This window comes from Bacillus cereus group sp. Bc031 (genome assembly GCF_027716265.1).
Lineage (GTDB): Bacteria > Bacillota > Bacilli > Bacillales > Bacillaceae_G > Bacillus_A > Bacillus_A paranthracis.
Genome location: NZ_JAQFUL010000095.1, coordinates 1 through 17665, shown reverse-complemented (window position 1 = coordinate 17665; position 17665 = coordinate 1). Strand labels below are relative to the sequence as shown.

The following is a 17665-nucleotide window of genomic DNA, read 5'->3' as shown; positions in this document are numbered from 1 at the left end:
AGTATTAATTTACGGGTCTCTTATTAAGGGAATTTAAAGCTGAAATAACAGCTTAAATATAATATACGAGGAGAAATTAAAATGACAACTATTCAAGCAAGTAATGAAATGTACAAAATCCCAGAGGCGGATGTAGAATTATTAAAGATTATGGCTCATCCAGTTAGGTTACAAATTGTGAAGGAGCTAGAACACCGCAAAATTTGTAATGTAACACAATTAACAGAGCTATTAGATGTCCCTCAATCAACTGTATCTCAGCATTTATCTAAGATGCGTGGCAAGATTCTCCGCTCGGAAAGAAGAGGGTTAGAGATGTATTATCATATTGCAAATTCCAAAGCATGTCAGATTGTTAGTGTACTAGGTCTATAGAATAAGAGAATAAAAAGATAATAGTTGGTTCATCAATTGGATTAAAAGCGTGAAAAAACTAGGAATTCATAAAATCTGTAATGAAACACAGTTAATAAAATTGCCATATGCTACTTATTATATAAACTTAATTGTTAAACTAAGGAAAATGTATGGGTGGCCATCAAATCGTTGGCTTGATTTCCATTAAAGGTTGTTATCTTAAATAAAATTTAGAGTTTTACATGATTTTATTGTTATATTTTTTCTAAAATTAAACATGCATAAACCGGTTCTAAATTTAGAACCGGTTTATGCATGTTTGCGCATTTGAAATTAAATAATACTTCTTGTTAAGATTATTAATTTTATTGAAATAGAGCAATATTCCGAAAAAAACTTAAAAGGTAAATTAATTAAAAATATGAAATTTATAAGGCTATAGTGGTAGCACTTATTTATAAAAAATTATTGCTCTAACTATCTCATGAAAATAATCTTTCCATGTTTTATGAGGTGTAATTGTTGAATTTTTCTTGTCTCTCATAAATATCCCTCCATTACAATAATTTAAAAATCATATTTTTTCGCTGTAATTTGTATTTCTTTTTTATCTCTCCAAGATATATAAATAATGCATGTAATCAATAATAAAATAGGTAGTGTAATTGAAGTGCCTATAAAAGGATATGCGATCAGGCATATGAAGCAAGAGATAGCTGCTGATATCTTCCCTAATTTTGATGAAATTAATTTGATACCAGAAGCAGTTCCTATAACATAAGTTGCAATTGCTAGTGAATTAGGAATGAACACCAATTTTTCTAAACTTATATTGAAAAAATAACTAAAAGCTAATCCTGCGATCGCAATCCCTCCAACAAGTATTACAGCGCGTTTTGGAGTTGAACGTGCTTCATCATAGTTATCTAGCCATTGTGGAGCAGTTTTGTTATGAGCTAAAGAGTAACCTAAACGGCTTATACTCGCTATAAAAGCGTTAATGGTACCTAGACAAATAGTAAAAGCTAAAATTCCTATGATCCAAGCCCCATTAACACCCATCACTTTTTTTATAACTGCAGCTAAAGATGCATTATTGATAGATTGAGCAGCTTCGCTTGTTCCTAGAATATAAGACTGAGTACCAATGACCGATAAAGCAATCCCAATATAAATAATTCCCGTTATAATAATAGCTCCCCATGTTGACATTAATATATTTCTTTTTTGAGGGCTTTTAAACTCTGGAGCAAGACTAGATATTGCCTCCCAGCCAAAAAATGACCAAAATATTAACATCATAGATTTACCAATAGGAACAATACTTTCTTTACTTAAAGACCAGGTTAATGACTCAAGCTTAATATAAGGAATGGAAAGTAAGATTGTGCTTACTAGTATAAGAAATGTGAGACTTGCAATTATCAATTGAAGTTTACTGCTGGTATGTAATCCGAAATAATTCCCTAAAATAGCGATAATTAATAATAACAATGCGATTAAATAGGAGGAAAAATAGGGTAAATTAAAGGCATAAGATATATAAACTCCACCAGTTAATGAAACTATAATCTGCCCGAAACTTCCGGCAACAAAGAAAAACCAGCCAGAAATTACACCCACGTATCGACCAAACGCGTTTGTGGCAAAGGTTGAAATTCCTCCAGCACTTGGATATTGAATGGATAAAAAGGCGAAAGTACAAGCGAGAGGAATGCTCAGTATCACCATAATAATCCAAGGTATAATCGCATTTGGTCCTGCTATTCCTCCTGTAATGCCAGGTAATATCAATATACCTGATCCTAATACAGCTCCGACATACAATGATATGCCTTTTGAAGTTGATATAGTTTGATTCTTTTCTTTTTTCATACCAATCCCTCCTTTTGATTACATTATAGTATGTGTTTTATGAAAAATCTATTCATTATTGAAAGTATATGGATAATAATGTATCATTTTAGTAGGTGGAATATAATTAACGGCTTCATTAATTATTTTTCAGAAAAAACAGATTAATGTTTTTCAATTTTTAAACTCCAAAAATCTACAGTCTTAAAGAAGGTTATTTAGTTTGAAATGGTACAATATGTAATGTGAATACGAAAAAAGGACTTCATTTTTATATGAAATCCTTTTAGAACTGAAATGTTTAGTTTGTTGTTTCATCGGGGAGCAATAATCTGTTTTGAATTGGAGAAGATAAAACAACTGAAGTATTTAGTTGAGCAAAAGGTATTAGCCGATCAATTAATTCTCTAACACGTTTCATATTAGGGACAATAGCTTTCATAATATAGCTACTTTGACCCGTTATTCTATGACACTCAACAATGTCGTATTCATCTTGTATTAATTCTTCAAATTTATGGCATTCAACTTTAACATTATTTACTTCAATCATCACGATGATTTCTTTACCTATTGCTTCCGGTGATATTTTTGTAGTAAAACCCTGAATTACATTGCTATCTTGTAATTTTTTGATTCTTTCATTTATTGCTGGTCTGCTTAAATTTAATTCTTTAGAAAGCTGGAGTACGGTCATCCGACCATCAATTTGTAAAAATTCAATTATTTTTCTATCTATTTTATCCAATTTGAATCAACCCCTCATTAAAATATGCTGAGTAATAATTTAAAAACCAATTTCGTTCAATTATCATAACACATAAAAAAGAATATCCAAATCTATTAAATAGAATTTAATTTTATAACTAGAAAGGATTTTAAAAATGAATCTATTAATAATCAGTAAAAATAATGAGAATTTCAAAAGTGCACACAAACTACTTAATGTTCATGAAAATGAAATTTTATACGGAAGAGAAGCAAGAGATGCCGAATTATACTGCGGGAGAAAATTTTTAGATGGTGTAATTTTTGATCTACCTTATCCTACAAATGAAGAAATGGATTTTTGTGTAAAGTATAAAAGTAAAACACCTAAAACAAAAATAATGATTTTGGTGTTAGAAATATCACAAAATATGAAAGCGTCTCTTATAAAATCTGGTTGTGATGTATTCGTGGTAGATCCTCCATCGGTTTATATAGAAAAGTTATCAACTTTTAGCGAATTAATAGGAACCTCTAAGGAAATGAAGCATGAAAAGATTATTATTGACAATGGAATAATTTTTGATGTAAAAGGGTGGAAAATCATAAAAAACGGAAAATCAATTTCTCTTCCGGAAAAAGAATATAGATTATTTTCCCTATTTGCAGAGAACAAAGAAAGGATTTTTACAACTGAAGAGTTATTAAATAATGTTTGGGATGAAAGAACAGAAAAAGAAAGAGTTAGACAGTATATAAGTAAAATCAGAAAAAAAATTGGGGATGATGGGAAAAATCCTAAGTTATTAATACATGAAAATGGTGCTGGATATTATTTGAAAACTAATAAAAGTTAATGAGGTTAATTTTTATTTTAAGAAGAGTTTCTACGAAAAATACACGCACAATACACGGTAATTACATAGTTTTTGTGGTTTTGCAATGATAAATTAAAAACGAAGGATATGTTAATAAATAGAATATAAGTAAAAAGGAGGTAATTGTAATGCATGTAAAAACATTAGATAGAGAAAATTTAAAGTTCGAATACGATCTTTATGCACAAAGAAATTTTCCGTGGAAAGATGTTGTAGACCCACCTTTTGGCGGAGCGTGGTGTGTATTACACCCAGGACAAACTTCAGCTCCACATAATCATGACGAAAAGGAAGTTTTTATTATTGTAAAAGGAAAAGGGCTAGCGCGTGGAGATGAAAAAACTAGGGAAGTAACTACGGGCGATGTTATATATTTCACTCCATTTACAGAACACTGTATTACGAATATTGGTGAAGAACCGTTAGAGTTTTTCAGTCTTTGGTGGGATGGGCAACCGCAAAATAATGAAAATGAAATGGAATATCAAATTTGAATAATGAGGAGAGAAATAAATGGATAAAAAAAAATATTTAGTAACAGCAGCCCCTCCAACTTCAAATGGTAACTTGCACATTGGCCATTTAGCTGGTCCATTTTTAGGGGCAGATGTTTTCTCAAGAATTCAACGCATGTTAGAAAATGATGTTCTTTATATTTCCTACGGTGATGATTATCAAGATTATGTTGAAAGAAAGGCTTTAGAAACTAATAAAACACCAGAAGATATTTCTACATTTTATACGAATGAGATGAAAGAAACACTTAGAATAGCTCATATGTTACCAGATCATTTTCCAGGATCAAAAAATATCCCAATGCATCCTCAAATAATGCAGGAGATCTTTTTAGATTTATATAAAAATAATCAAATTCAATTTATGAATGTCACTACTTTTTATTGCGAAAAGTGCGAAAAATTCGAATATGAGGCTTATGCAAGGGGAAATTGTCACTATTGTGGTAGTTCTTCGGACGCAAACTATTGTGAAAGTTGCGGACAACCACAAGAGGCAGGTATGTTATTGAATGCAACATGTCATACTTGTAAAAATGAATTGAGTTTATACATAGAAGATAGAGCATATTTTCCTCTATCAAAACATAAAGAGATTTTAGAAAAATATTATGAAAACAAAAATTGGCGCCCAGACGCAAAAGAACTTTGCAAAAAAATCTTAGATAACGAAATTGATGCACCTGTTACTCGAAATTCAAACTGGGGCATAAAAATTCCTTTAGAAAATAGAGAAAAGCATATATTAGACACTTGGTACGGTGGCCCGGCTGGATACATTAGTGCCACGATGGATTGGTCTTCATTGCAATCTGATAAGGATACATGGAAAGAATATTGGCAATCTGAAGATACAAAATGGATTGCTTTTGTAGGGTATGATTGTACCTTTTCCCATGGAGTTTTTTATCCAGCTATGTTAAAAGCACATGGAAAATATAATGCTCCTGATACAGTGGTTACAAATAAATTTTATGGTTTAGATGGTGAAAAAATTTCAACTAGCCGCAATCATGCTATTTGGGGAAATGATATTTTCAATTTAGTAGACTCTGATGCAGTGCGATTTTATCTTTCTTCAACTGCGCCAGAAAGCACTGAGATGAATTTTAATTTGGATGATTTTCAAAAATTTGTAAATGAAGATTTAGCTGAAAGTTGGAATAAGTGGTTACTAAGTTTATTTAATGAAGCTGCTGCATTAGGAATCACATCAATAGAATCGATTTTAAAAAAACCGACTACTAAGTTAGAAAAGAAAGCGATTAAATGTCTTGAACAAATACAAGTTTATTATGACGCAGAAAATTTCTCGCTACAAAAAATTACTAGCTTAATTTTAGAACTAGCTAAAGAAGCTATGGATAGCTACTGGCGCTTTGACAGAACTGTTCATGAATCTAATTTAGCGATGATTAAAGAAAATTTAAGTGTGGTTAGAATGTTGGCTGTTATTACATCGCCTATAATGACGGAATTTTCAATTAAAATAATGGATATTCTTGGAGAAAAAAATACTGAGGACAGAAAAATCTATCTTTGGACAGATTTAAAGAATAAAACTCAGATATTACCAAAAAAACCGTTAGAACCATTCTTTTCAAAAGTACCACAAGATGTGTTTGAGAAATTATCATCATACAAAAAGGAAGTTGTTAAATAGTGGTAGTAGATGCAATTAAATTTGGTGCAGCGGGTGCGTTAAGTGGCGTAAGAACTGCGCAAACTCCACAATTCTACCACGGTGTAAAAATCGCAGTAGACCACTGGAATTTAAGCAATTCAGTCAAAGCAGAAGTGGTTTGGGGTGATGATCAAGCAAAGGCTGAAATAGCACCTGAAATAGCGCTTGATTTTCTATCTCAAAAAGTAGAAGGTGTAGTTGGTCATTTCAGTAGCATTTGCGCATTAAAGGCATCGCCAATTTATATGGATAAAAATGTGCCATTAATTCTTCCAGCCGCTACAAATCCAATGCTTACAAAACAAAAAAATGTTTTTAGAATGTGCGCAACTGATGAAGAATCTAGTAAATTAATTGCAAACGTATCTATGAACATTATAACAACTAATCGAATAGCTTTTATAAGTGATAGCAGTTTTTACGGTATGAACCACATTGAATCAATATATGAAGAAACGATAAAAATTAAAAAAGTTGATGCTATGGTTATGCAATGGAAAGAGCATGATGACGTGGTACCTTTAGTTGAACAAATATTAGAGTTTAATCCAGATTTAATAATATTTTCAGGAAGATGTCATGTTGCAGTGCATTTTATGCATTCGCTTAAAAAAAGCATTAGAGAAATACCATTTGTTTTTGGAGATGATGTAATAATAAAAGAATTTACTGATAATGTGAAGAACTCGGAAGGGAATATTTGGGCTGTTGGACCATCACCAATTCCTTTAAACGATACATCTATTCAATTTATAGCTGAATATGAATCTATTGTAGGATCGAAGCCCGGATTCTATGCAGCGTCTACTTATGCATCTGTTCAATTACTTTTACAATCTATTATGAAAAATAGATTGGAGAAAGTAGACTTACTGAATGTAATAGCTGAAAACGAGTTTGAAACCATAATTGGAAATGTAAAATTCGATTCAAACCACGAACTAAAAAATCAACCGATATCATTATGGAATTTAAAAAATGAAATTTTTATACCAATTAAATAAAAAATTATGTTGGAGGTAAGGAAAATGATAAATTGTTCAGAAGAAATTTATGATCTAATTGGAATTGGGTTTGGGCCAGCAGGAATTGCACTTGGAGTGGCAATTGATGATCACAATGAAGGTTTAAGTGAAGAAAAATCAATAAAAGCATTATTCTTAGAAAAAGCAAACGATTCAACATGGCAGGGAAATATGCTTTTACCTAGAGCTCATATACAGCATCATTTCTTTCGCGACCTTGTAACTCCGTACAATCCTAGAAGTAAATATACATTTGCTAATTATTTAAAAGAAAAAGGACGTTTGTTTCAATTTGGTTTACTAGGTTTAACACCTGGACGTATTGAATGGAATGACTACATTTCTTGGGTTGCACAACAATTAAATCAATACGTTATATACCAGCAAAACGTAATTGAAATCAACCCTATAAAAGACGCTGAAGGAAATATTGATTTGGTGGAAGTAATCACAACAGATGTTGTTTCTAACGAGATTAAAAAGTTTAAGGCTAAAAACATCACAGTAAATACTGGCAGAACTCCATATATTCCAGAACAATACAAACCACTTATGGGGGAAAAAGTATTCCACCCGCACTTTTTCAAAAAGAAAATTGAAAACTTTAAAGCAGAAGACAAACCCAATTTTGCAGTTATTGGTTCAGGCCAAAATGCTATTGAAGTTATTTTAAGTATCTCAAATAAGTTCCCGGAAGCGGATGTATATTCAATTAATAGAAATTTAGGTTTTAAGACATATGATTTAGGGCAATTTAGCAATGAAGTCTATCATCCGGAATTTGTAGATTATTTTTATGGCCTTACAAAAGAGGAACGTCAAAAATTATTTGATGAACAAATGAAAGCAACTAATTATTCAGCTGTGGGTCCTCATGTAAGCACAGATTTATATTGGAAAGTTTATGAGCAAAGCATCGAAGGTATTAACAAAATACATGTGATGAGATGCCAAGAAGTTCTAGATGTAAAAGATGTAGAGAATGGTTATGAATTACATCTAAAGGATAACTATACAAAAGAAGAGTTGTCTATCAATGTCGATGGTATTGTTGTTTGCACAGGATTTACAGAAGAAAAAATTCCTAGACCACTAGATAGTATTTTAAATTACCTTGAATTACATGAGGATGGAGATATTGATATTTCAAGGAATTATGAAATTGCCACAACAAATCAGTTTAACGTTGGGGTATATGCAAATGGAATTACAGAACGTACTCACGGGATTAGTGATGCTACTTCATTTAGCATGATGGCATTAAAGGCAAAACATATTTTTGATCATGTACAAGAATCTAAAAAAGCTAACCAAGAATTATTACGTGTATAAGTTACTTATACAATTTGAGGTGAATAGATGGAAATTAATACAGAAATAGTGATAATTGGTGGGGGAATAATTGGGGCTAGTATAGCTCACTACCTTACTGTATTTGGTCAAAAAGATGTCGTTTTGTGTGAACAAGATCGACCACCAGGCATTGGGGCAACCAAAATGTCTGGTGGGTTAATTAGAATGAGCCATACACACAGTATTCAAGCGAAACTAGCATGGGAAAGTTATGAAACTTTTATAAATTGGGAAGAGACTATAGGTGGAAGCTGTGGTTTTAATAAAACAGGTTTTGCTTTATTGGTTGGGGAAGAACGAAAAAATAACTTAGTGGAAAATACAAATGAATTAAACAAAATTGGTATACCAATAAATTTAATAAGGCCGCAAGAATTTCAAAAAATGCAGCCTAATGTATCCATGGAAGGGGTTTCTATAGTAGCACATGAGCCCTTAAGTGGATATGGCAATCCAAATTTAGCAACTTTAGGATTTATTAATAAAGCAAAAAATAATGGATTAAAGGTAATGGAAGGTACTAAAGTAACAGGTTTTAAAATGAAAAACTCCAAAGTATGTGGTGTCACGACGAATATCGGGAATATAAATGCAGAGAAGGTTATTATTTGCAGTGGTGCTTGGACAGCTAGATTTTTTGATTTAATCAATGTACCCTCTCCTATAGAATGGAAAAATATAGGCATAAACTTTTTTAGATGTGAAAATAATTTATCCACCTCTTCTTTAATGACCTATATTGATGATGTTTATGGATGTTATTTTCGACCACTTAGCTCAAATGAAATTTTAGTCGGTGTATCATCGAATAATGGAAAACAAATGTATAGTACTGAGAAAAACATGTTGGATACAGATGATGTTCAATTAGCCTATGAGACAATTAATAAACGTATACTTAACAATAATTTTAAGCCTTTAGGCGGAAGGTATGGATTTGATGCATATACGCCTGATAAACATCCCGTTATTGGAGATGTCAAGGGAATAGATGGTATTTATATTGCTACTGGATTTAGCGGAGGGGGATTTAAAATCGCTCCTGCTATTGGGAAATTAGTAGCAAAAGAAATATTGGAAGGAAACGAGGAAGCTTGTCTAAGCAAGCTTAGATTACATCGATTTGAAGAAGGTAATCTCATCGTTCCACAAAAAACATACACATATATGTAAAGTAAGGGGATGATCTTATGGAAAAAAATATTAATATCGAAGTTTTTCAAGCTACACGTAATGATTTAGAAACAGTAACAGATCTTTTTGATAAATATAGAGTTTTTTATAAGCAACCTTCGAATGTGGAACAGAGTCGTGATTTTTTAAAAGAGCGATTTGAAAAAGAAGATTCCGTTATTTTTATAGCTGTATTTAAAGACGAAAATGGTAAACACGCGGGTGCTGGATTTGTACAGTTATACCCTTCATTTTCTTCTGTATCAATGCAAAGGTTGTGGATTTTAAATGATTTATACGTGGATTCAAAATATAGAAAAAATGGGGTTGCCAAAGCTCTAATGGAGAAGGCTAAAGATTATTCTGTAAAAACAAAAGCAAAGGAATTAGTGTTACAGACAGCTATAAATAACTATCCGGCACAGTCACTGTATGAATCTATAGGATATAAGAAAACTGAAGATGTTTATGAGTATACGTTTTCACTAAAACAAGAATATTCACAGAATAAATAGTCTCTGGAATGCAAAAATGATCAAATTTAGTGAGAAGTATAAAAAAAGATGCGTTAAATTTTCTGAAGTTTGGGAACATGATGGTTGGTATTTTAAGGTGTATACAATTGCTCTTGATGATTCTAAAGTCTCTCCTTCTTTAGTTAATATAGCTAAGCAAGAGGCTATAAAAAAAATTAATGGAGTCACTTTAGAAAATAAGGTTTATAAAATCGGTATTATTATTGTACATGAGGCGCGTGAAGCAGACTTTTTATTAATAAACTGGTGGTTTAACGAAAATATGTTGAACTCTCATATATATTCTTGCCCTAAAGATAATTATGGTTTATTAGAATATTTATCTCCAAAAGGTGGCGGAATGTGTGTGTGGGAGTTACAAGTATTATGCTTTGAAAAAAGTGCGTGGATTAATCATGTTTTACTAGAAGGAAGTGTAGCAGATTTCCATGGATACTTAAACTGTCGTTTTAATGGATGGATTTAAGATGTAACAATATATTTGAAGGGGTGTTAGTCATGGAAGGTATAAAAAATATATCTATAAAAACTTTTGACGAGTTAGAATCTCAAGTCAGAAGTTATAGTAGGAACTTTCCTACAGTTTTCAAAAGTTCCAAAGGATATAAACTAAGAGATTTAGAAGATCGGGAGTATATTGACTTTTTTTCAGGTGCTGGAACGCTAAATTACGGCCATAATAATCCTCGTATGAAAAATGCTATTATTGATTATTTAAATAGTGATGGCATAGTACATAGCCTTGACATGGGAACAATGGCAAGAGGGCTATTTTTAGAGAAATTTAATGATATAATTCTCAGCCCAAGAAATTATGAATACAAGATTATGTTCCCTGGACCAACTGGAACGAACTCAGTAGAAAGCGCATTGAAGATTGCACGTAAAGTTACTGGGAGAACTAATGTTATTAGTTTTAGTAATGCTTTTCACGGAATGACACTTGGCTCGCTTTCCCTTACCGGCAATGCATCAAAAAGAAAAGGTGCAGGGGTTCCATTAAATAATGTTACTATAATGCCTTATGATAAGTATATTCAAGGGCAAGAGTCCATCTGCTATTTAGAAAAATTTCTTGAAGATACGGGAAGTGGAGTGGATTTACCTGCTGCGATTATTCTGGAAACCGTGCAAGGGGAAGGCGGATTGAACGTGGCGAGTTTTTCTTGGCTAAAAGAAATTGAGCGTCTTTGCAAAGAATATGGAATTCTTTTAATAGTAGATGATATCCAGGCGGGTTGTGGAAGAACAGGTACATTTTTTAGTTTTGAGCCGGCTGAAATAAAGCCAGATGTCATTTGCTTATCTAAGTCTATAGGTGGCTTTGGGCTGCCAATGGCCTTAACATTAATTAAGCCAGAACATGATAGATGGAGCCCAGGCGAACATAATGGCACTTTTAGAGGGAACAATCTTGCCTTTGTTGCTGCAATGGAGGCTTTAGAATACTGGAAAGATCAAAGATTCACATTAGAATTAAAAGAAAAAGCGGATTTAATTGAAAGACAATTATCTCGAATAATTTCAGAATATCCTGAAATTAATGGTGTCTTAAAAGGAAGAGGCTTAATGCAAGGGATAGCTTGCTTAACACCTAATTTAGCAAAAGAAATATCAAAAAAAGCATTTGAAAAAGGTTTAATAATTGAGACATCTGGACCAAGTGATGAAGTTATAAAATTACTACCACCTTTAATTATAGATATGGAAGGCATAACGGAAGGTATTTCAATTTTAGAGTCCAGTATAAAAGAATGTATTTTAAATTTAGAGTTTTAAAATGATATAAACTTTACAAATAAAATCCTTTTCTTACTTAGTAAAGGATTTTATTTGTAAAGATAATAAACAATGCATGAGTTGCGAGGAAAAAATCACTTAATTAATAGGGGTGTTGATGATGAAAGAATATATTTTATTATTAGGAGCAGACCAATTTTTAAGAGAACGTTCACTAGCTGGAGCCAAGTCTATAAGTCATTTACCGATTTGGACAGCTGATTCAAATGCTAAAACTAAATATAATAGATATTTTGATAATTGTATCGAAGCAGATCCACAAGATTCTAAGAAGTTGTTAAAAGTTATAAATGAATATAAAGAAAAAGGTTGGATTCCTAGAGTAATTATCCCTTTGAATGATTGGACTTTAAAAGCAGCTAACGAAGTGAATCAGCAATTAGGTTTAAGACATTTAAATTCAAATACAGTAAATTTAGCAAGGAATAAATTTGCAATGAAGAAGTCATTTTTCGAGCATAACGTAAATACTGCTCCTTTCCACTTAATTCAAGATGAAAGTGAACTACTTTTAGCTGTAAATGATTTAGGAGTTCCTGTTGTTATTAAACCTTATGATTTTGGAGGAAGCGCAGGAGTGTATTTAGCACGTACTGAGGATGAAGCAATTCAGGCATTTAAAGAATCACAAAAAGTTTTAGAGGAATATGGGGAAATATTTGGAGTAGAAGGAGATAAATATTTAGTTGAAAAATATATAGATAGTAGAGATGAGGTTTCTGTAGAGGTAGTTTGCTTTGATAAACAATACCATGTGCTAACTGTCACTGAAAAATATTTATCACCAGAGCCTTGGTTTTCTGAAATGGCGCATTTGGTTCCTAGTCACAGAGTAAATAATGAAGAGTTACGTGAGCTTGCATGTGAAGCTTGTAGGGCTTTAGATATTGAATTTGGATTAGCACATGTAGAAATTAAAATAAAGGATAATGAATTTTGGGTAATTGAAGCTGCTGCAAGACCTGGTGGGGATGGAATTATGGATCAAATTGAAAGAGCATATGGAATTAATCCATACAGTTTACATGTCAGCTGCTATTTAAATGAAGATCCATTTATACATATTGAAAAATTGGAGCCAATTCAAAGTGCAGCTATAGCATTCTTAAAAGCACCATCAGGTATTATTAAAGAAATTAAAAATACTAATAATTTACCAGAAGAAGTACATTCACTGGCAATACAAGCACATGTTGGAAAAGTATCGGCTGACCCTATTTTTTGTCTTTCAAGAGAAGGAACTGTGGAGTATACATGGCAAAATTTATTCGAAACAAAAACTGATAAACCACTAGAAATGACAAAATTATTATCTGAAGAAATCTTTGAAGTAGAGGAATGTTAGTATGTATTTATACGTTATATTATCAGGTTTATATAGATTTATATGCGGTGCTCTATTGTTAGCTATAAACTGGAAACTAGCGAGTGATGGTAATGATAATTTTGGATCATTAGCAATGGCCACGATAGTTTCTTTTGTGCCTGCAATATTTGTACCTATATTTGCAAAAAAAGCTTTAAATAAGCACGCTGGTTCAAAAATAACAGGCGTAGGGTTAATCGGAGTCGTATTGTGTTGTTTATTATTGTCGAATTATTATCAAATTAATTCTAGTGTAGTCATGATAAACTTCGTTGCTTGGATTTTTTTCTTTCTACTAGAGTCAAGCTGGGAAATGTGGTTTGCTAACTTAGCAAAAAAATATAGTGAATTACAAGTAACTAGATTTAGTTCTATTTCTATGACAGTCAATCAAGTTGCATTAATGATTGGGCCAATTTGTGCCCCTTTTGTAATAAATAAATTAGGGTATAGTAATTTTTACGTTGTAGTTTCAATAATATTTTTTGTTTTTGGTGTTATCGCCTTTTTACAAAAAGGGACTGTGGAAGAAATTGCAAAAACTGATAATGTCAAATTGAAAACGTTTAATCCTTTACTTTTTTTATCTTTAGCATTAATTTGGCCAGTCTTGGGTGGTATAAATTTTATGCTTCCAGTTCAGGTTAGTATTCAAAATGGAAAAATGATGGATGTTGGAATTTTGGATGCCTTTATTAGTGTGGGAATGGTTTTAATAGGGATCTTTTTATCAACTATTAAAATAGCATCAGATATGTATAAAATTATACTTTCATGTATTAGCATAGTGATTGGTTTATTAATTTGGAATTTCATTGATTTGGGAATTATAGGTTTTGGCATTGCTTTAGCATTTTTAGGTTTTGGTTTTGGAGGATTAAGGATTATTACCAGAAGCGTTATGGCGAATAACTATACAAGTGCAGAGGTAGGAACAATGGTTTCTAGAGCAAATGCTTGTGCTCTGCCTATTCTAGCATGCGTATTGTTTATTTCAAGAATAAATATTTCTTATACATGGTTGAGCCCATTTATATTAGCTTTTTTAATGGCGGCATTTTTATTATTTGGAATAAAGTATGAACAAAATAAAAATGTTATAGCCTCAGAAAAAGAGAATGAAATTAATTGCTGATTATTCCCTTTGTAATTGCATTAATTATATACAATTACAAAGGGAATAAGGGAAAATTATTTATACTATAATTTGCAGGATAAATAATTTAATTTTACTGATTGAATTTGTTTAATATGAAAGCTACTTAATGGATAATCTAAGTAGTTTTCATATTATGATTATTACATACTTCCAAAAGTGCTCTTAAAGGAAGGGGATATATGTTTAAAAAAATTAATGAAGACATTATGTGTGTGTTAAATTCTGATCCTGCTGTGAAAAATAAAATAGAAGTAATTCTTTGTTATTCAGGAGTGCATGCAATTTGGTTATATCGGATTAGCCATTTTTTTTGGATTAACAATTTTTTATTAACAGCTAGAGTCATTTCACAGTTATCTAAATTCTTAACTGGTATAGAAATCCATCCAGGTGCTAAAATTGGAAGGAGATTGTTTATCGACCATGGAGTTGGTGTAGTTGTTGGGGAGACATGTGAAATTGGAAATGATGTGACATTATTTCAAGGTGTGACTCTAGGTGGTACAGGTAAAGAAAGTGGTAAAAGACATCCGAATATCGGAGACAATTGTATTATTTCTAGCGGTGCAAAAGTATTAGGTGCTATCAATATAGGAGAATATTCTAAAGTAGGAGCCGGTGCGGTCGTTTTGAAAGATGTTCCTAGCAATTCGACAGTTGTAGGAGTACCAGGACAGGTTGTTATTCATAATGGAAAAAGAACAAATAATTTACAACCTCAAAAATTATTGGAAGAAATTTTAGATTCTAATAGATCTTTAAAGTTGGAAATAGAAGATTTAAAAAAAGAAATAAAAATTTTGAAAAGGGAAAATACCGAAAAATTAGTTATTTCAAATGAAAGTTGAGGAGATATAAAAATGTATAATAAAAGAATTATTAATTTGGAAATTCCTTCGTATAATGCTATGAATTTTTTAGAAATATACAGATTACCACAAGTTCATTTGAATCAGGCTCTTAATATAACTCAACATCTACAAAAATCATTAAGCCTGCAAACGCTTAACCTTGAGCTCGACCAATTAAATAATTTAATTAGTGAAATTCCGGGAGGAAGTATTTTAAATACAATTAACCAATTGGTAGAATATAGTGAGATTAATACTACCTCTGCAATAAATAATATTGTGGATATCATTAAAAGTAATTGTGAGATGTTTGAAGATGATTTTTTATTACAATCTAAGCTAAAAAGTGTAATTTCAAACGTATTTTTAAATCTCGCTAATCAAGAAAAAAATTCTTATGTATTTTACCATGAAAAATTATCTTATAAAACTAGTTATAGTTATCATGTTATTTTTGTAATAGATAACATGGAGTCCGGTTTAAGTGTTTTTCCAATTTCATTTAATGTTAATGTGGATTCGGGTTATGAAAATCTACATAAAAATTCAATTAATGATCTTCAATCTTATAAAATTAAAATTAGTGGAATAAATTTTATGATAAGTAAAAACAATGAATTAACAGAGATAATGGAAAGAGTAACGGAAAATACCTTATAGATAATAAAATATTTTTTATAATAACTTGTTCTTTTGGTTCAATACTTCTATAGAGCACTAGACAAATAGCCAAAAATCCTTACATTAATTAACGTGAGGACTTTTGGCTATTTATCAGCCATCAGTACAACTGTAAGCGTATTGTACAATTTCATTCTTGCTAAGTGCTTTTTGAATATCGGTTACATGCTAGATTAAAACATGAATGTAAATGCAACTGTAATCCCAATTATGCTAAAAATTACTTTTTCATTTTGGGGTTCTTATTTTACTATAGTCCTGATAATAATAATTGTAATTTTCTGAATTTTGTTGATATATATTTTAAAACACACCTTTTAAATTACAAATTCTGTTATTATATTATTAAAAGAATATATGATAAATGGTAATGAGGGGGTAGATTATGAATATAGCAGTCAAAGGAAATGAACAGATTCTGGGCTTATTAAATGATTGGTATGTGGAAATTCGTGCGCGGCGCATAAGTAATGCACATCGTTTAAAAGAAGAAATTGATGATAAAATGCAAAATATAGAAGAAGATCAGAACTTATTATTATACTATTCGTTATTAGATTTTCGTCATCAATACGTAATTGATAACTTGGGTGTTTCTACAAGTAGTTTTGATAAAGTAGAATCTTTTGAGATTCCTTCTAACAACACTTTAACTTATTATTATCATTTCTTTAAAGCTATTCATGCTAGTGGAACTGGTAGTTATAAGGTTGCAAAAGAACATTTTGATCAAGCCGAAAAGTTATTAGAGCTTATTCATGATGAAGTTGAGAAAGCTGAATTTTATTATAAGTTAGGTGCATTCCATTTTGATATTTGTGATTCACTAGTCTCCTTTCAGTACACAACAAGGGCAAAGGAAATGTTTTTAGCTCATGATGATTATGAGCGTAATGTCGGCTTTTGTGAGAACTTGTTGGGGTTAGCTTGTATAAATTTAAAAGAGTGGTCATTAGCAGAGGAACATTTTGCGGCTGCAATGGACAAGTTCCAAAAAGTCGGAGAAGATAAGTTTATTATTATGGTGCGCCATAACTTGGGTTGGATGTATTCTAAACAAAACCTATCATCTTTAGCGATTCGTTATTTATCTGAAGTCATTGAAAAGTCTCCAAACCATTACAAAGCCATGTATGCAAAGGCATTGGAACATTACAAACTGGACGAGCGAGAAGTCGCAGCAGAACTCATTGAGAACGGTTTAAATATTAGTAAGAAACTAAATCAGGAAGAGTTCATACATCGATATCTCATTTTACAAGAGCTAAACAATGCTTCACCTACTCAAATACTCGAAACAGTAGTGCTAGCAGGAATTGATTACTTCGAAAGAGAAGGATTGTATGAAGATGTTCAGGAGTCTTATGAGACGCTGGGAACAAAATTTTATGATGAAAAGAATCATCATGCGGCGAGTAAGTATTTCCATTTAGGGTTGCAAGCGAAACGAAAATTTTTTGAGGAAGGAGCTTTAAAATGAAAAAAATAGTATTCAGTTTAATGGGAATTGTCACGGCTATAACCTTGACTATAGGTGTAACGAATACAGCGAAGACGCCACAATCTTACGAAGTGATTCAAAGTCTTTCAGTTGGCGATCACGGTGGTTGATACACTAATTTAATGTATAATAAAAAGGGCTAGGATTAATTAAAATGTACCCTATAGAATAGACACTTAAAAAAAAGTCTATTCTATAGGGTCTTTCTTGTATAATGAGAGAAA

The 17665-nt window shown here is 31.5% G+C and carries 18 protein-coding genes; 16 read left to right on the top strand and 2 right to left on the bottom strand.

Going from position 1 to position 17665, the window contains the following annotated elements; genetic code table 11:
* The first annotated feature begins 81 nt into the window (after positions 1-81).
* Positions 82-375, top strand: coding sequence for an ArsR/SmtB family transcription factor (locus PDQ33_RS24745; protein WP_000207870.1), 294 nt, complete (start codon positions 82-84; stop codon positions 373-375).
* 549 nt (positions 376-924) lie between these two features.
* Here PDQ33_RS24745 and PDQ33_RS24740 read toward each other — a convergent pair.
* Positions 925-2232 carry an APC family permease gene (locus PDQ33_RS24740; protein WP_076855488.1) on the bottom strand — a complete coding sequence of 436 codons (1308 nt, stop codon included), beginning with the start codon at positions 2230-2232 and terminating at the stop codon, positions 925-927.
* A 280-nt stretch (positions 2233-2512) separates the two neighbouring features.
* A complete protein-coding gene (locus PDQ33_RS24735) occupies positions 2513-2959 on the bottom strand; it encodes an Lrp/AsnC family transcriptional regulator (RefSeq protein WP_076855487.1) in 447 nt (148 codons plus the stop codon).
* A gap of 136 nt (positions 2960-3095) precedes the next feature.
* Between PDQ33_RS24735 and PDQ33_RS24730 the strand changes: the two genes are divergently transcribed.
* The 15 genes from PDQ33_RS24730 (at position 3096) to PDQ33_RS24660 (ending at position 17551) form a co-directional block, all read left to right on the top strand.
* Positions 3096-3776, top strand: coding sequence for a winged helix-turn-helix domain-containing protein (locus PDQ33_RS24730; RefSeq protein ID WP_076855486.1), 681 nt, complete (start codon positions 3096-3098; stop codon positions 3774-3776).
* A gap of 149 nt (positions 3777-3925) precedes the next feature.
* Positions 3926-4291, top strand: a complete 366-nt coding sequence (locus tag PDQ33_RS24725) for a cupin domain-containing protein (protein WP_076855485.1) — start codon at positions 3926-3928, stop codon at positions 4289-4291.
* A gap of 19 nt (positions 4292-4310) precedes the next feature.
* Complete coding sequence (locus tag PDQ33_RS24720) at positions 4311-5975, top strand: methionine--tRNA ligase (RefSeq protein ID WP_076855484.1); 1665 nt, start codon at positions 4311-4313, stop codon at positions 5973-5975.
* Entirely contained in the window at positions 5975-7000 is a 1026-nt protein-coding gene (locus PDQ33_RS24715) for a branched-chain amino acid ABC transporter substrate-binding protein (protein WP_076855483.1), read from the top strand. Before PDQ33_RS24720 ends, PDQ33_RS24715 begins: the two co-directional genes overlap by 1 nt.
* 24 nt (positions 7001-7024) lie before the next feature.
* Positions 7025-8353, top strand: coding sequence for a SidA/IucD/PvdA family monooxygenase (locus tag PDQ33_RS24710; RefSeq protein WP_076855482.1), 1329 nt, complete (start codon positions 7025-7027; stop codon positions 8351-8353).
* A 27-nt stretch (positions 8354-8380) separates the two neighbouring features.
* Positions 8381-9547 (top strand): NAD(P)/FAD-dependent oxidoreductase, encoded by a 1167-nt coding sequence (locus tag PDQ33_RS24705; protein ID WP_076855481.1) that lies wholly within the window; start codon positions 8381-8383, stop codon positions 9545-9547.
* 17 nt (positions 9548-9564) lie between these two features.
* Positions 9565-10062, top strand: coding sequence for a GNAT family N-acetyltransferase (locus PDQ33_RS24700; RefSeq protein WP_254918632.1), 498 nt, complete (start codon positions 9565-9567; stop codon positions 10060-10062).
* 16 nt (positions 10063-10078) lie between these two features.
* A complete protein-coding gene (locus PDQ33_RS24695; protein WP_076855480.1) occupies positions 10079-10549 on the top strand; it encodes a hypothetical protein in 471 nt (156 codons plus the stop codon).
* Between the two features lie 32 nt (positions 10550-10581).
* Positions 10582-11862 (top strand): diaminobutyrate--2-oxoglutarate transaminase, encoded by a 1281-nt coding sequence (gene ectB / locus PDQ33_RS24690; RefSeq protein WP_076855479.1) that lies wholly within the window; start codon positions 10582-10584, stop codon positions 11860-11862.
* A gap of 121 nt (positions 11863-11983) precedes the next feature.
* On the top strand, positions 11984-13228 hold the full coding sequence (locus PDQ33_RS24685; RefSeq protein WP_076855478.1) for an ATP-grasp domain-containing protein: 1245 nt from the start codon (positions 11984-11986) through the stop codon (positions 13226-13228).
* 1 nt (position 13229) lies between these two features.
* Positions 13230-14384, top strand: a complete 1155-nt coding sequence (locus PDQ33_RS24680; protein WP_076855477.1) for an MFS transporter — start codon at positions 13230-13232, stop codon at positions 14382-14384.
* A gap of 203 nt (positions 14385-14587) precedes the next feature.
* Entirely contained in the window at positions 14588-15256 is a 669-nt protein-coding gene (cysE, locus tag PDQ33_RS24675; RefSeq protein ID WP_076855476.1) for a serine O-acetyltransferase, read from the top strand.
* A 12-nt stretch (positions 15257-15268) separates the two neighbouring features.
* Positions 15269-15919, top strand: coding sequence for a hypothetical protein (locus PDQ33_RS24670; protein ID WP_076855475.1), 651 nt, complete (start codon positions 15269-15271; stop codon positions 15917-15919).
* A gap of 406 nt (positions 15920-16325) precedes the next feature.
* Positions 16326-17420, top strand: coding sequence for a Rap family tetratricopeptide repeat protein (locus tag PDQ33_RS24665; RefSeq protein WP_076855474.1), 1095 nt, complete (start codon positions 16326-16328; stop codon positions 17418-17420).
* Positions 17417-17551, top strand: coding sequence for a hypothetical protein (locus PDQ33_RS24660; protein WP_000724740.1), 135 nt, complete (start codon positions 17417-17419; stop codon positions 17549-17551). The genes PDQ33_RS24665 and PDQ33_RS24660 overlap by 4 nt, the downstream gene beginning before the upstream one ends.
* The last annotated feature ends 114 nt before the right edge of the window (positions 17552-17665 follow it).

Coding starts and splice junctions, on each gene's coding strand:
- cysE (WP_076855476.1), top strand. CDS start 14,588: ATGTTTAAAAAAATTAATGAAGACATTATGTGTGTGTTAAATTCTGAT.
- PDQ33_RS24720 (WP_076855484.1), top strand. CDS start 4,311: ATGGATAAAAAAAAATATTTAGTAACAGCAGCCCCTCCAACTTCAAAT.
- ectB (WP_076855479.1), top strand. CDS start 10,582: ATGGAAGGTATAAAAAATATATCTATAAAAACTTTTGACGAGTTAGAA.
- PDQ33_RS24745 (WP_000207870.1), top strand. CDS start 82: ATGACAACTATTCAAGCAAGTAATGAAATGTACAAAATCCCAGAGGCG.
- PDQ33_RS24670 (WP_076855475.1), top strand. CDS start 15,269: ATGTATAATAAAAGAATTATTAATTTGGAAATTCCTTCGTATAATGCT.
- PDQ33_RS24725 (WP_076855485.1), top strand. CDS start 3,926: ATGCATGTAAAAACATTAGATAGAGAAAATTTAAAGTTCGAATACGAT.
- PDQ33_RS24660 (WP_000724740.1), top strand. CDS start 17,417: ATGAAAAAAATAGTATTCAGTTTAATGGGAATTGTCACGGCTATAACC.
- PDQ33_RS24700 (WP_254918632.1), top strand. CDS start 9,565: ATGGAAAAAAATATTAATATCGAAGTTTTTCAAGCTACACGTAATGAT.
- PDQ33_RS24730 (WP_076855486.1), top strand. CDS start 3,096: ATGAATCTATTAATAATCAGTAAAAATAATGAGAATTTCAAAAGTGCA.
- PDQ33_RS24665 (WP_076855474.1), top strand. CDS start 16,326: ATGAATATAGCAGTCAAAGGAAATGAACAGATTCTGGGCTTATTAAAT.
- PDQ33_RS24705 (WP_076855481.1), top strand. CDS start 8,381: ATGGAAATTAATACAGAAATAGTGATAATTGGTGGGGGAATAATTGGG.
- PDQ33_RS24680 (WP_076855477.1), top strand. CDS start 13,230: ATGTATTTATACGTTATATTATCAGGTTTATATAGATTTATATGCGGT.
- PDQ33_RS24710 (WP_076855482.1), top strand. CDS start 7,025: ATGATAAATTGTTCAGAAGAAATTTATGATCTAATTGGAATTGGGTTT.
- PDQ33_RS24740 (WP_076855488.1), bottom strand. CDS start 2,232: ATGAAAAAAGAAAAGAATCAAACTATATCAACTTCAAAAGGCATATCA.
- PDQ33_RS24695 (WP_076855480.1), top strand. CDS start 10,079: ATGATCAAATTTAGTGAGAAGTATAAAAAAAGATGCGTTAAATTTTCT.
- PDQ33_RS24685 (WP_076855478.1), top strand. CDS start 11,984: ATGAAAGAATATATTTTATTATTAGGAGCAGACCAATTTTTAAGAGAA.